The following is a 14,278-nucleotide window of genomic DNA, read 5'->3' on the forward strand; positions in this document are numbered from 1 at the left end:
CGCTTACTCGAACCTGGCCTTCCGGGAGCCCTCCAGACTCATCGGCGGGTGGGAGAGGACCGCGTTGCCGTTGGCGTCCACGGCGGGGACACCGGCGGAGAGGACGTACAGCGCGGTCTCCCGGACCCCGTCGACGCCCAGCAGCTCCTCGACGGCCGAGTCGTTGAAGGCCGCGGTCTGGAAGGGGCCCAGCCCCAGCGCCGTCGCCGTCAGGACGAAGGTCTGGCCGAGGTGCCCGGAGTTCATCAGCATGACCCGGTAGGCGCGAGGATGCCGGTACTTGAAGCTCAGGCGTGGGACGACCGCGGTCAGGACCACGGAGAAGGGCGCTTCGCCCACCCCCGACTGCGAGTCGCACGCACGGGTCAGGCTGTCCCGGAACTCGCCCTCCTTGAGCAGTTCCAGGGAGTGCTCCCGGACGTTGTAGTGGTATATCCCCGGGGCGATCCCGGCTACGCCGGTGACGACCGTGTACGCCTCCAGTTCGTGACGGGCGCCGCCGGCGGGGCTGGTGCGCAGCATGAGGGCGCCGAACTGCTGGGCGTCGATGAAGTCCTTCACCCCGAAGGTCATCGCCATGAGGGTCGAGAAGACCTCCCGTCCGACAGGCGCGTCGGCGAAGTCCCGATGGGTCCTCCGCCGGTAGAGGACCTCCCGGTAGGAGCGGCCGGGATCTTCCTGGTACCGGGGGAGGAAAATCCTGTCCGCGTCCTTGTACTCCTTGAACAGGGGAGGCGACGGGTCCTTGGTGAGCTCCTCACGGATCTCGTCGGTGCTCTCCGTGAAAGGGGCGTCCCTGGTGGAGAAGTGGAACGAGAGGCCCTCCCTTCCCCAGGGCGCCCAGGCGTCGAAACCCTCTGTGCCGCCTCTTGCTCCGTCCTGCTCCTCGGATTCGAGGAATCCCAGGGAATAGAGGGAGGACGCCGCACTGTCCAGGACGTCCTCGTCCAACCCCAGTTCCTGTGCGACATCAGAAACGGACCGCAACTCGGAAAAGCTGTGGAGAACGCTCGCGGTGATCGGATCGGTGCTGATTTTCGCCTTGGTCAGAGGGTTCTTGACGAAGAAACCGGATGCATCCCAGAAGCATTCGAGGTGTTTTGCCGACCTGTACTTCACAGTGGTGCTCCCTGTAAAAGGAGGAGGTCGGCCCCGCCAGGGGGCCGACCTCCTCTGACCGCGTGCTAGCTCGGGCTGAACTGGATGATGATGGTCAGCTCTTCGACGGGCTCGATCTTGATCATGGCCTTCTCCTTAGCTGTTGGAACGGAGTTCCAACTGGGGGATTTCCGCGGTCAAGCCACGGAATCTGTACGTCGGGCGACGTACAGAGCCTTGGGGTGTCTTCCGTCGTCCAGGCCGTCCTCCAGAGCCCCTCCGTGGAAACCGCGGACGGAGACGAACTCCAGGCCGGCGGAGGCGATGCTCGCGAGGATCCGCTCGTGCGTCAGGTGACGCAGCCGGTGCCGCGTGACGGAACGCTCCCAGAGGTCGCCCGCCACCCGCGCGAAGGAGTCCACCTCGAGGTCGATGGCCTCGCCGGGGGAGAAGTCGGCCGGCGCCAGCGGCGAGAAGGAGATGAACCCGTTGTCGGACCTGCGGATGTTGGGAGCCTGGGAGAGCACACGGAAGGACAGCTCGGTGTTCACTTCCACGATCAGAAGGCCGTTGGGGACCAGCACACGCGCAGCCTCGGCGAAGGCCGCGTCCAGCTCCTCGTCCCCCGAGAGGTAGTGGAACACCTCGCCCGCGGAGATCGCGGCATCGAATGTCGAAGGCGGGAGGGGGAGGTCGGTCAACCCTCCGACGAGAAAATCGATCCTCCGCATCTCCTCCTTGCCCCTGGCCGCCGCCACCATCGCGGGCGAGAGGTCGACTCCGGTGACCCTGTAGCCGATCTTCTGGAGTTCCACAGAGCTGTTTCCGGTGCCGCAGCCGAGGTCGACAAGTCGCTCTCCCGGTGCGCCGAATTCTTTCAGGAGATCGCCGAAAAGGTTCATCCAACGGTGGTAGTCGGAAGTTCTCGATGTCGCGTCATATTGGCTGGCAAGCCCTTCATAGGCTTCCAGGGGAGACGCCGAGGGGGGATGAGTGGAAATCTTCGGCCTCCAAAATCAACCCTGAGGTTATTGAGTAAAAATTATGGTAGGCCCTATCTTCGGTCAAGGCTCTGGCCACATACGGACAGCGGGGGAACGACGGGGCATCCAAACTGGTGATATCCGGAGAAGGGCCATGCGGCCGAGTTTTTCCAATGAAATAGGGGGCTGGTGTGGTCGGGAAAGAGGCGCTATGGGCCTGACTTGACCCCGGACAGTTGCGAAGATCCCGATAGGTCATATCCCATAACAGGATCGTCCCCTGAACCGGCGGCTCCGCGTCCGTCCCGGTTCTGCCGTGCCCGACGTCCCCCGCCGCGCGGTCGAGCCCATCGGCCGACACCCCCATCGGTTGTGGTTGCGTCGGCGGCTCGGAGGAGCAGGAGGGGCAGCGGACGGGCGGTCATTCCGGGCACCTTCGGGACCGACACGCCACGCGCGGGCCCTACCCGAACCCCCACCTGGGGGAACCTACAGTCGGTGGCAGTCCGGCCGGTGGCCGACGGGTGTGCCGAGGGGCCGGGACAGGGGGAACGCGTGGCCTGTGACAGGAGCGACCAGGAGCGGGCCTACGCCCTGCTCGACCTGGGCGACGAGATCGTCCACGCCCGGGCGCTGCAGATCGCGGCCGAACTGGGCATCGCCGACCTCCTGGCTTCGGGGCCCCGCTCGTCCGAGGACCTGGCGGAGCGCACGGACTCCGACCCCGGAGCCCTCCACCGCATGATGCGGCTGCTGGCCTCCCGCGGCCTCTTCCACGAGACCGGGCCCGGTGTCTTCGAGCTGACTGAGACGGGCGGCCCGCTCCGCTCCGATCACCCGGCGTCCGTGCGTTCCGTCCTGGCCCTGGCGGGAACGGTGGCGCCCCTGGTCCTGGGGGGAGTCCGGCACAGCCTGAGCACCGGCGAGGCCACCTTCCCCGTGGTCGCGGGGGAGCACATCTACGACTACATGGCGCACCACCCCGAACACGGCCGCCTGTTCGACGAGGCGATGCGGGAACTGACCCGGGTCGCGGCGCCCGCGGTGCTCGACGCCTACGACTTCGCGGGCGCCTCCCGCATCGTCGACGTCGGGGGCGGATCAGGGGCCCTGCTGAGCGCGGTTCTGCACCGCGAGCCCGGCGCGAGCGGGGTCGTCTTCGACACCCCCGGGGTCGCGGACTCCGCCCGGGAGAGGATCCGGAACGAGGGTTTGGCGGACCGGTGTTCGGTGGTCGGCGGGGACTTCTTCCGCGAGGTGCCGCCGGGCGGCGACCTCTACGTGCTGAAGTGGGTCCTGCACAACTGGTCCGACGAGCGCGCGACCGCCATCCTGCGCAGCTGTCGAAGGGCCATGGGCGAGGACGCGAAACTCCTTCTCATCGAGTCGGTGCTGCCGTCGGACGGCGCTCCCCACCCGGGGAAGGCCATGGACCTGTCCATGCTCGTCCTCTCCGGTGGTCGGGAGCGCACCGAGGAGCAGTTCGCCGAACTGCTGGCCGGGGCGGACCTGGAACTCCGACGCGTCGTCCCGACCTCTTCGCCGCACAGTCTCGTCGAGGCCGTGCCCCGCTGAACCGCTCCTGTCGCGCACCGCCTCCCAACGGGGAGGGAAGATACCGGGCTCAGGGTCCCTCACCGAGCCAGACCGGGGTGATGTCCACCGTGTGGAACCGCCAGGCCGTGCCCGCACGCCGGTAGGTGTTGTCGTACCAGCCGCCGACCGACCACCAGTCCGTGGGGTCGTCCGCGCTGCGCAGGTGGACGGCGTGCATGGAGGAGCGGGACGTGGCGCGGTCGCCGTCGACCTCCACCCGGTGGTTGGCGCTCAGGTGGTGGGTCCGGTGGTAGTGCCCCAGGTCGGCCTCCACGTACTCGGCCAGGCCGGCGCGGCCGCGGTGCTCCCTCCCCGGCATGCGGAGGACCCCGTCCTCGGTGAACAGCGCCGCGTATCCGGTGAAGTCCCGGTCGTCGAGGCAGCGGACGAACTCGGCCAGCAGGTCGTAGATGTCGGCGCGGTCGAACAGCGAGCGCAGGCGCGCGGTCTCCTCGTGCACGGTCCCTCCCCGAGTTCGGTGCGGCGGCGCGGTTCACGTGCCCTGGAGCAAGGCGGTGTACAGGGTCAGGCCGGGGCCGAAGGTCATGGCGACCCCGTGCTTCCCGGGAGCCAGGGGGGTGGTGTCCTGGAGCTCGGCCATGACAAGCGGGAGCCCGGCGGAGGAGCAGTTCCCGTACTCCTGGAGGACGTGTCGTGAGGCCCGGGTCGCCGCGGGGCCGAGGGAGAGGCTCTCCTCGGCGGCTTCGATGATGCGCCGGCCGCCGGGGTGGACCGCCCACCAGTCGACGTCCCCGGGGGTCAGCCCGTGCGGGGAGAGCAGGTCGGCGACCAGGCCGGGCAGGCAGGTGGCGATCAGGTCGGGGATGGCCGCGGAGAGGCCCATCCTGAACCCCTGGTCCCCCACCTCCCAGGTCATGTGCTCCTCGTGCCCGTGGTCGGTGTGGGAGGCCAGGTCCAGCACGAGCGGCGCGGGGTGGTCCGGGGGCCGGCCCGCGTCCCCCTCGACGACCAGGGCCACGGCCGCGTCGCCGAACAGGGAGTTGATGACGAACTGCTCCACGTCCCACGGCGGGGGCTGGAGGTGCAGCGAGGACAGTTCGAGGCTGAGGAGCACCGCGGGTTCCGGGTGGCAGCTCGCGAAGTCGACGCACGCGGCCAGGCCGGGAAGCGCGGCGAAGCATCCCATGTGGCCGACCACGAGCCGCCGGGTGGAGGGGCGCATCCCCAGGTCGCGGAGCAGCCGGGAGTCGACCCCGGGGGTGCCGTAGCCGGTCGAGGAGACGAGGCACAGCAGGCCGACCTCTTCCGCCGGGACCCCTGCCCGGTCGAGCGCTTCCCCGACCGCTTCCGTCGCCAGGGGCAGGCCCTCGTCCTGGAACCGGCGCATCCGGGTGGACGTGGACCAGTGTGAGCCGTCTTCGACGCGGGGGTCGATCACCAGATGGCGTTTGCGGATCCCCGAACCTGCCAGGATCCTGCGCAGAAGCCGCTCCCCGGGGTGGTCGGCGGGCAGCAGACCGGGCAGCTCCGCCTGGTCCAGGGCAGCGGGCGGCAGGGCCGTACCGATACTGCTGATCTGCACCGCTTCCATGTCGAAGCCTCCTCGCCGCACCGGTGGACGCCGTACCGCCGTGTCCACCGGGTACCCGCCGCTCGCCCCGGTCGGGGAATGTGCCCCAGTTCCTCCCTTTTGTGTACTTCTCTACCCAGAATCACGGTGTGCCCCCTGGCTAGGGCCGGGACACGCTTCCTCCCCGACGGCCTCCGCTGTGTTGCTGGTCGTGCCCACCGGGATTCCGATCCGCGTGGACCAGGGCACGGGCGGACGAGCGTTCCCCAACCCCCACCGGGCGCGCGGTGTCGGTGGGATGTGGTTGTCTCACCCCATGGGTGTTGAGATCGAGCGGTTTCTGCGGTTGGTGCGAGCGCTGCCGGGGTGCGAGCACACGGAGTCGGACCGGTACACGACGTTCCGTGTGCGCGGCAAGCCGTTCGGCTACCTGTGGCCGGACACTGCCACCGTGGGGCTGAAGCAGACCCTGCTGGAGCAGACCGCGCTCGTGGCCGAGCGGCCCGAGGTGTTCGAGGTGCAGTTCACGGCGGGCGGGTTCGGCTGGGTGGTCGTCCACCTCGACGGAATCGACCTGGACGAGCTCAGCGAGCTCACCCTGGAGGCCTGGTACCTGACCGCGCCCGAGGAGCTGCTCACCGTTCCGCCGACCCCGGCGGCCCTGGTCGAGGCCTGACCCGGATCTCGGGCAGCCGAGCCTCGGCCTGCTCATCAGAGTTTTGTGCTCTCGGCCCCGGCCCGCCGGGCCGGGGCCGAGCGAAGGTCAGCAGAGGTAGGGGAGCAGCTCACGGAGGACGTGGGCGGCGTTGCGTGCGGCCAGGTCGTGGCTGTCGTCGTTCTTCTTCTGGTCGGCGTTGTCGGAGATCCCCCGGACCACGAGCCAACTCGGATTGGTACTGCCGCCCACGGAGTTCTCCTGCCAGTACTGGCTGAGCCCTCCGGACTCCATGTCCACGGCCAGGACCTTGTCGTTGTAGTGCTTCAGGTATCCGCGGACCTCGCTGTCGCGGGCCGCGATCACGGCTTCCCCGGAGCCGATCAACCCGGGGAGGGCCGCGTAGGGCTCGGTCTCGTAGCCGGGCGCCTGACCCCGCAGGGGAGCCGGAGAGCCCCGGTCGCTGAAGTAGGCGTTGACCGCGTGGACGATCTCGGCCGGCGCCTCCCTGTCCTCCCCGCGGTGCTGCACCGACTCGCCTTCGGTGATCTTGCGCTGGTCGTAGTAGACGACACGTGTGGAGACGATGACGTTGCCGATACGGGCGTCCACGGGGTCGAGTCCTCCTCCGATCCCCAGCAGGACCCACCGCTTGGGAGCGAATCGGCTGCCCAGGTGTCCCAGGGTCGACATCACCGAGCGCTGCCCGGGGCTGTGCGTCTGCATGGCGGCGATGCGCAGGGTCTGGTCGCCTTCGCGCACCGTTCCGGTCCGGAAGTAGAGGCCCGTGCTGTCGCGTTCCGAGCGGAGTGCGAAGGCGTCGACCACGGCCCGTGTCTCCACCGGCAGGATCGTCACCACACCCAGGTCCCAGCGGTCCGTCGCGGTGGAGTCGGACGCCTCGGCGGGTGTGAGGAGCGCGGTGGGCGGGAGCGTGTTGGTGACGCTGGCTCCGTGCCCGACCGCGTTACCGCTCATATGGTTGCTGCCGCCTTGATTGACGATGCCCTGGTTTCCCGCCGGGACGCTGTGGTGGTTCATGCCGCACTTCCGTTCTGTGTCGAGCCGGCTGGAGGCTGCTGTGAGGGTGCCGTGTTGTGGGTCTGGGCGTTACTGCCGACCGACGAGTGGGAGATCTCGTTGTTGCCGCCCAGATTGAGGATTCCGCTGTTGACGATCTGCGTCGCCCGGTTGTTGAACTCGGAGGTGTCCACATCCGAGGCTGTGAGAAAGTCGCTGGCGGCACGAAGGAGCCTGCGCTCGATCGTCTTGATCTGGCCCAGGAGCCGTGTCTTCTCGAACTGCACCTTGCGCCACTCCTGTGCGGGGTGTTCGCGCACGCTGAAGCGGGTACCGATGAGGACATTGCGAATAGGGGAGTGGGTGAGTTCGGAAGGCAGGACCAGGGCCTTCGCCAGCACCCAGGGGTAGCGGAACACTCGCGGGGACGACTCGACCAACCGCGGTAGCCGTATCAGCTCTCGCAGTGCAGCACGGAGTACGGCGCCTTTTCCGTACTGGCCGAATTCGTTGACCTGCTGGAACTTTCGTGGTGTGCGGGTCAGTACGCACGCGGCGAAGGACAGGCTCAACGTACGGCCCTGCAAGTTCACCTGGAGCAGGACGGTGGCGGTGAGCTCGGAGCCCGCCTCAGGAACACTCACCTCCAGGAAGTGGTGTCGCGAAGCGCTCTGTCCGTCGATGATCCGGCGCATGGCCGCGGGTCCCACCGGCTCCTTCAGCAGTTCACGATCGATCGAGACATCGGTCTCCGCGATGTACACGCGATCGCGTACCTCCACAGGCAGACGCACGTCCTCCTGGTCCCAACGCAACTGTTCGACGGAGCCGCGCAGGTATTCCACCAGTTCGTGGGCGCGAAACGGCGGGGTCTCGTACTCGCGCTCGTGGAGGGGCTGCTCATCGCTTCCGGGGCGCAAAAGGGGGATGCTCATCGGGGGATTCCACTGGTGGATGAGTTCGCCGGCCCCGATGAAGGGGGAGTCGTCGCCGAAGAGCGTGAAGACGGCTTCTTCGTCGTCCTCGCTGTTGTCGTGCGCCGGACGTTGGTACACCACGCACGCGTGGTCCTGTTGGGCGTCAACTGCCTTTTCCCTGGGTGAGATGCATCGGGGACGTAGATCCACGCTCTCCCTGACCTTGTTGATCCGGATCTGGCTGAGCGTCCCCGCAAGTACGGCTGCGACGGGCACCGTCAGCAAGAGGAGCGCCGACAGCAGGGCCTGGCCGGGAAAGGAACCTGTGAGCAGGACCCAGGCCGCCGCGATGGTGAGCAGCCCCATCCCTGTCTTCTGCAGGGCTGCTTTCTCCCAGCGCTTGCCTCGCCATGCTTCGGGAGAGAGGCGTGCACGGGAGGGCTTCTTCTTGGACAACGGGCTCAGAGACGGCCTGTCGAAGGAGATCGCGACTGAGAGCTGGCAGGCACGCCTCAGGAGTAGGAGGGAGGCGAGCGCACACAGCGACAGCAGTACCGAGACGATCTGTCCGCCTACGAGGGGCACGAGGACGCACGCGGCGATCGCCAGGCGGGGTAGAGCCTGCAGATGGGTGGCCCACCAGGCATGGCGCATGACCGGGACGAGGTCGAACCCGTAGGAGGGGGCGACGCGGCGGTAGGGGGCGGTGCAGACCTCGTCGATGACGAGGTTGCGGAACTCCTCGTCGACGTACGTGCCGATGCACAGGTGGTGGGTTGCGCCAGTGGGAGGTTCGAAGGTCTCACGGCCTGGTGGGGTCTGGACAGCGCTCATTGGGCTCCCCGCTCAAGGAAATGGTCAGTCGGACCTTAACTCTGTATCGAGTTTTGGTCAAGGCGACTCTAAGGAGTGCTGATGGATCGAGGGCGAAAGGGTGTGGGGTGCTTCCGCACCTCGGCATGCCGACATCATTGCGACAGGGTGTGACAGTCCGGTGTCTTAACGTGCTGGCCTGTGCGGACCCCGTGCCGGAGAGGCCGGTCTCGGCACGCCGTGCCCTCGTCGAAGGGGACAGGCCGGTTCGGGGCGGGCGGTTCCGGCTCGGCCGAGGGGCTGCGCCGCCACCGTCTTCGGGACCCGATCCTGGACGGTTGCCGCTGTGGCTGGTCACGGCGCTGGGAGTGCTGCCTCGGCCTCGGGAGTTCGGCGCCGTCCGCCTCGGGGCGCAGTCCTGGGAAGGGAAAGGCCGAGGTGGCCGGAGGCCCTCCGACGCGAGCCCGTGTAATCCACCTGGTTGTCCGGAGCGTCGCAGAGGTGTGCGTCCGTCCGGTGGGTCTGCCTTCCGGTTCGGACGCGGTGCCGTGTCCGCCGCTTCAGGAGGGCACGGTGCCTCCTCAATTCATCCCCCCGGAGGTGCGCGTGCTCTCCCAGAGGCGCTTACGGCAAGACCAGAACCCTCCACCGCCCCGGATAAGGCCCGCCGTTCCCGTCGTCGAGAGCGGTGGGCACGACACGGCGGCGCTGGTTCTCGGCTGACGAGGTGCTGCCGCGCGTGTGCGGCGGTCCCTGGTTCTCTCTTGTCGTTTCCCTTGTCCGGGATTTCACGAAGGGTGTGTCATGCAGTTCGAAGAGAAGGTGTCGGCGCTCGCCTCCAAGGTGCAGAAGCAGCGTGACATGACCCAGACGGAGGAGGCGGCGAAGAACGCCTTCGTCATGCCCTTCATCGCGACCATTCTCGGCTACGACGTCTTCGACCCGCGTGAGGTGGTTCCCGAATTCACCGCGGACGTCGGCATGAAGAAGGGCGAAAAGGTCGACTACGCCATCGTGCGCGACAACGAGGTGCAGATCCTCATCGAGTGCAAGAAGGCGAACGGCGAGCTGAAGGTGGAGCACGCCTCCCAGCTCTACCGCTACTTCTCCGTCACCAACGCCCGGATCGCGGTCCTCACCAACGGTGTGGAATACCAGTTCTACACCGACCTCGAAGCGCCCAACCGCATGGATTCCAAGCCGTTCATGGTGCTCGACTTCAGTGATGTCGACGAGAGCCTGCTCCCCGAACTGCGCAAGCTGACGAAGGAGACCTTCGACCTGAACTCCGTGATCGACGCCGCGGAGAAGCTCAAGTACCTCGGTGCGATCAAGCGCACCCTGGCCGAGGAGTTCCAGGACCCGGAGGACGAATGGGTGAAGTTCTTCGCCAGCCGCGTCTACGACAAGTCCTTCACCAAGCGGGCTCGTGAGCAGTTCACACCTCTCGTCCGGGAGGCCGCTGCCGCCTTCCTCGACGACCAGGTCAACATGCGGTTGAAGAAGGCGTTGGAGTCCACCCGCCCGCAGACGGAGGCGGAGGAGGAAGCGGTCGGCAGCCGGGAGGCCGCCGACGAGGACTTGGAGCGCGGCACCGGTATCGAGACCACTCTGGAGGAGCTGGAGGGTTACCAGGTCGTCAAGGCGATCGCGTGCAGCGAGGTCAAGCCGCAGCGGATCGCCCACCGCGATTCCAAGAGCTACTTCGCCATCCTCCTGGACGACAACAACCGCAGGCCGATCGCCCGCCTGCACTTCAACGCCCGGTCGAAGAAGTACCTCGGTGTCTTCGACGCGGACAAGAACGAGACGCGCCACCTGCTCGGGTCGATCGACGACATCTACCTCCACGCGGACAAGATCCGCGAGGTGGTGCGGAGCTACCTGTCCTGACGCCGTGCCGACGGCTTCCGTGTCGGCTCTGCGCCGCTGTACCCGCCGGACCGCCAGGGGCGTCCGGCGGTCTTTTTCTGTGCGGACCGTCGGCGCCCCGCTCACGTGGGGCCCGGGCCGTGGCCGGACCCGCCCTCGTCCGTTGCTGGCGCGAGGCACCCCGGTCACGACTCCGCTGCTCCCCGGTGAGGAGACGTCGCCACCCGTCCGTCCCGGCCGAGCCCGTGCGCCCCGGTTCCCTCGAACCGCCCGGCCGAGGAAGACCGAGAGGTTTCGAAATATTTCGAAAAAACGGACCTGAGTCCCGGCTCTGTGTGTCGACAAGTCGTGGGATGATCCGGATTTCGCTTTCTGCAACCTCCTGAACTGGACTTTTGGCCATCCGTGGCGCGCATCAGTTTACGAAACATTTCGGAAACCATTGACAACCCCGAGGAGGCGGACGAATACTGCCGGTCACGGCAATCCGCCGTTCCCCCAGCGCCGTACGGCACCGACGTGCGGTGACCGCCCCCGGTCGCCGTCATCCCCACCGGGTCGTGCCGCGCCGCCCGGCTCCGCGCCGGCCTCACGAAGAGGAGAGCGACCATGACCGACAACCCCCTCCGCCCGTTCGACCGCAGGAGATTCATCGGCATAGGCGGCGCCGGCGCCCTGGCGGTGGCGGCGCCCGGGCTGATGGCCGGCCCCGCCCTGGCCCGGACGACCATCACCGAGAACCAGACCGGCACCCACAACGGGTTCTACTACTCCTTCTGGACCGACGGCGGCGGGTCGGTCTCCATGACGCTGGGCTCCGGCGGCAGCTACAGCACCTCGTGGAGGAACACGGGCAACTTCGTCTGCGGCAAGGGCTGGGGCAACGGCAGCCGCAGGAACGTGAACTACTCGGGCAGCTTCAACCCGTCCGGCAACGGCTACCTGTGCCTGTACGGGTGGACGTCGAACCCGCTGGTGGAGTACTACGTCGTCGACAACTACGGGACGTACCGGCCCACGGGGGAGTACCGGGGCACGGTCAACACCGACGGCGGCACGTACGACATCTACCGCACGATGCGCTACAACGCCCCCTCCGTCGAGGGCATCCGAACGTTCCCGCAGTACTGGAGCGTGCGGCAGTCCAGGAGGACGGGCGGGACCATCACCAGCGGCAACCACTTCGACGCGTGGAACCGCGCGGGCATGGGGCTGGGCGCCTTCAACTACTACATGGTCCTCGCGACGGAGGGGTACCAGAGCAGCGGGAACTCCAACCTCGCGGTCAGCGGCTGAGAGGCCGGTCCGCGGGGGCGGGACCGCACGGCAGGCGCTCCCGGGGGACGGCCCGCCCCGGAACCCGCTGAACGCCGGCCCCTCGCGCCCCTGCACCTGTGACACCGCCCCTCGCGACGGTGGCGCGGCGGACCGCGGCCGCCGCGCCACCCCCGCGGACACCCGACTCCGGGCGGCGGGGGAGGGGCTCAGCCCGCCGCGCCGCCCAGGAGGTTCTTCTGGATCTTGCCCATCGCGTTGCGGGGGAGCGTGTCCACCACCCGCACCTCGCGCGGGCGCTTGTGCACCGACAGCTGGGCGGCGACGTGGTCGATGACGGCCCCGGGGTTGACGCCGTCCCCCACCAGGTAGGCGACGATCCGCTGGCCGAGGTCGTCGTCCGCCTCGCCCACCACGGCCGCCTCGCGCACCGAGGGGTGGCCGAGCAGCGCGGACTCGACCTCTCCGGCGCCCACCCGGTAGCCGCCGGTCTTGATCATGTCGACCGACATGCGCCCCACCACCCGGTGCCAGCCGTCCCCGTCGATCACAGCGGCGTCGCCGGTGCGGAACCAGCCGTCGTCGGTCCACGCCGCAGCGGTGGCCTCCGGCAGGCCGAGGTAGCGGTCGAACAGGGTGGCGCCCCGGACCTGGAGCTCGCCGACGGCCTCCCCGTCCGGGGCGACCTCCTCGCCGTGCTCGCCGCGCAGCCGCGACTCCACGCCGGGCAGCGCCGTCCCCACCCAGCCGGTGCGGCGGGGCGCGTCGGCGCGCGCGGCCAGGGTGATCAGGGTCTCGGTCATCCCGTAACGCTCCACGGGGCTGTGTCCGCAGGCGGCCCGCAGGCCCTCGGCCACCGGGTCGGGGAGCGCCGCGCTCCCGGACACGAGCAGCCGCGCACCGGCCATGGCGCGGGCGGAGTCCGGGTCGCGGACGATCCGCGACCACACGGTCGGCACCCCGAAGAACAGGGTTCCGCGCCCCTTGTCCCTCGCGCCGCTCCTCGCGGGCGCCGCCGGGCCCGCGTGGTCCCCGCGCGCCGCTGCGGCGTAGGCCGCGGGGGTGGGGCGGACGGTGTGCAGCAGGGAGCTGCCCACGCGCAGGGCCCCCAGCACGCCCAGGACCAGGCCGTGCACGTGGAACAGCGGGAGCCCGTGGACCAGGACGTCCTCGGAGGTCCAGTCCCAGGCGTCGGCGAGCGCGTCCACGTCGGCGGCGACGGCCCGCCGCGACAGGACGGCGCCCTTGGGACGGCCGGTGGTCCCGGAGGTGTACATGATCAGGGCTGCGGCCCCGGGCGGGGGCTCGGGGGCCGTGAACGGGGCGCGCTCGGCCGGGTCGACCGGCACCACCGGGAGGTCGATCCCCTCCTGCGGGGCGCCCAGCCACAGGGCGGCCCCGGAGTCGCGCACGATGTGGCGGCGTTCGGCGGTGCCCGCGTCCGCGGGCACGGGGACCACGGGGACCCCGGCGAGCAGGCCGCCGACGACCGCGACGACCGTGGACAGGGAGGCCTCCCCGTGGACGGCGACGGCCCCGGCCCCGGAGATCCGGCGGGCCACGGCGCCCGCCGCGGCCCACAGCTCCTCGCGGTCGAGTCCCGCCTCGCCGACCCGCACCGCGGACCCCTCGCCTGCACTGGGGTTCAGCAGCATGCCCCGCTCCCGTCCGTCGCTTCCGATCCGGTCGCGAGCCAGTACACCACAGGCCGTCGGCCGCCACCGCCCCGGAGGGGACCACGTGGACTCCCCGTGAGGAGGCGGTGCGCACGCGGCCCCGGCCGCCGACCGCGGTGTGCTCCCCAAAAGCGTGGCCGCCCTCACCGCGCCGGAGGCGAGCACGTGTCGGGCGAGGCAGAGGGGCACTTCTAGCATGGAACCCATGAACGAACTCTCACCCGAGCAGACCGGGCGGATCATCGCCCTGGCCATGGACCTCGCCCGGGAGGGCGGGACGCAGGAGCTCATGGAGTTCCTCGACCACGGCCTGCCCGTGGACACCCAGGACGAGCAGGGCAACAGCCTGGTGATGCTCGCCGCCTACCACGGCCACGAGGGGACGGTCAGGTCCCTCGTCAACCGCGGCGCCGACGTGGACCTGCGCAACGGCAAGGACCAGACGCCGGTGGCCGGGGCGCTGTTCAAGGGCGAGGAGGGTGTGGTCGCGGCGCTCGTCGAGGCCGGGGCCGACCTCGACGCGGGCACGCCGAGCGCCCGTGCCGCCGCCGAGATGTTCGGCCGCACCGACCTGCTGCCCTGATCCGGGACGGCCGCTGCCCCTGACCTGCGCCTGCGAGGGCCCCGCTCCGGGCCCCGGTCCGCGGACTCCCGCCCCGGGAGCCCCCGGACCGGGGCCCTTCCAATGGGCGCGGCCGGGGCAGCGGCGGAGACGCGGCCCACTCCTCGGCGGGCACACGCGGTGCCGGTGCCGGCGAAGGCTTTTTCCTCCGTCCCCGTGTGCCACGAGGGGGCCGTGCCCGCCGGGGACCTAACGTGGCCCTGCGGGGGCCGCCCGGGGG

Annotated in this window: 12 protein-coding genes; 5 read left to right on the plus strand and 7 right to left on the minus strand. The window is 69.3% G+C overall.

Annotated elements, in window-relative coordinates; translation table 11 throughout:
* Positions 1-3: 3 nt before the first annotated feature.
* Positions 4-951, minus strand: a complete 948-nt coding sequence (locus OUQ99_RS10835) for a SagB/ThcOx family dehydrogenase (RefSeq protein ID WP_267949306.1) — start codon at positions 949-951, stop codon at positions 4-6.
* 344 nt (positions 952-1,295) lie between these two features.
* Entirely contained in the window at positions 1,296-2,000 is a 705-nt protein-coding gene (locus tag OUQ99_RS10840) for a class I SAM-dependent DNA methyltransferase (protein ID WP_267949307.1), read from the minus strand.
* Between the two features lie 636 nt (positions 2,001-2,636).
* Between OUQ99_RS10840 and OUQ99_RS10845 the strand changes: the two genes are divergently transcribed.
* Entirely contained in the window at positions 2,637-3,656 is a 1,020-nt protein-coding gene (locus OUQ99_RS10845; protein ID WP_267949308.1) for a methyltransferase, read from the plus strand.
* Positions 3,657-3,705: 49 nt separating this feature from the next.
* Here the strand turns inward: OUQ99_RS10845 and OUQ99_RS10850 are convergent, their stop codons facing one another.
* Together OUQ99_RS10850 and OUQ99_RS10855 are read right to left on the minus strand one after the other, a co-directional pair.
* Positions 3,706-4,137, minus strand: a complete 432-nt coding sequence (locus OUQ99_RS10850) for a nuclear transport factor 2 family protein (protein ID WP_267949309.1) — start codon at positions 4,135-4,137, stop codon at positions 3,706-3,708.
* A 33-nt stretch (positions 4,138-4,170) separates the two neighbouring features.
* Positions 4,171-5,229 (minus strand): type III polyketide synthase, encoded by a 1,059-nt coding sequence (locus tag OUQ99_RS10855; RefSeq protein ID WP_267949310.1) that lies wholly within the window; start codon positions 5,227-5,229, stop codon positions 4,171-4,173.
* 295 nt (positions 5,230-5,524) lie between these two features.
* Between OUQ99_RS10855 and OUQ99_RS10860 the strand changes: the two genes are divergently transcribed.
* On the plus strand, positions 5,525-5,884 hold the full coding sequence (locus tag OUQ99_RS10860; protein WP_267949311.1) for an MmcQ/YjbR family DNA-binding protein: 360 nt from the start codon (positions 5,525-5,527) through the stop codon (positions 5,882-5,884).
* Positions 5,885-5,971: 87 nt separating this feature from the next.
* Here the strand turns inward: OUQ99_RS10860 and OUQ99_RS10865 are convergent, their stop codons facing one another.
* Positions 5,972-6,904 (minus strand): hypothetical protein, encoded by a 933-nt coding sequence (locus OUQ99_RS10865; RefSeq protein WP_267949312.1) that lies wholly within the window; start codon positions 6,902-6,904, stop codon positions 5,972-5,974.
* A complete protein-coding gene (locus OUQ99_RS10870; protein ID WP_267949313.1) occupies positions 6,901-8,634 on the minus strand; it encodes a hypothetical protein in 1,734 nt (577 codons plus the stop codon). Before OUQ99_RS10870 ends, OUQ99_RS10865 begins: the two co-directional genes overlap by 4 nt.
* Before the next feature lie 783 nt (positions 8,635-9,417).
* Here OUQ99_RS10870 and OUQ99_RS10875 point away from each other — a divergent pair.
* Together OUQ99_RS10875 and OUQ99_RS10880 are read left to right on the plus strand one after the other, a co-directional pair.
* A complete protein-coding gene (locus OUQ99_RS10875; protein WP_267949314.1) occupies positions 9,418-10,506 on the plus strand; it encodes a type I restriction endonuclease in 1,089 nt (362 codons plus the stop codon).
* A 588-nt stretch (positions 10,507-11,094) separates the two neighbouring features.
* Complete coding sequence (locus tag OUQ99_RS10880; RefSeq protein ID WP_267949315.1) at positions 11,095-11,781, plus strand: glycoside hydrolase family 11 protein; 687 nt, start codon at positions 11,095-11,097, stop codon at positions 11,779-11,781.
* Between the two features lie 188 nt (positions 11,782-11,969).
* Here OUQ99_RS10880 and OUQ99_RS10885 read toward each other — a convergent pair whose 3' ends face one another.
* Positions 11,970-13,415 (minus strand): acyl-CoA synthetase, encoded by a 1,446-nt coding sequence (locus OUQ99_RS10885; RefSeq protein WP_267949316.1) that lies wholly within the window; start codon positions 13,413-13,415, stop codon positions 11,970-11,972.
* A 226-nt stretch (positions 13,416-13,641) separates the two neighbouring features.
* Between OUQ99_RS10885 and OUQ99_RS10890 the strand changes: the two genes are divergently transcribed.
* A complete protein-coding gene (locus OUQ99_RS10890) occupies positions 13,642-14,019 on the plus strand; it encodes an ankyrin repeat domain-containing protein (protein WP_267949317.1) in 378 nt (125 codons plus the stop codon).
* Positions 14,020-14,278 lie beyond the last annotated feature (259 nt).

It is taken from the genome of Streptomonospora nanhaiensis, assembly GCF_026642255.1.
GTDB classification, from domain to species: Bacteria; Actinomycetota; Actinomycetes; order Streptosporangiales; family Streptosporangiaceae; genus Nocardiopsis; species Nocardiopsis tropica.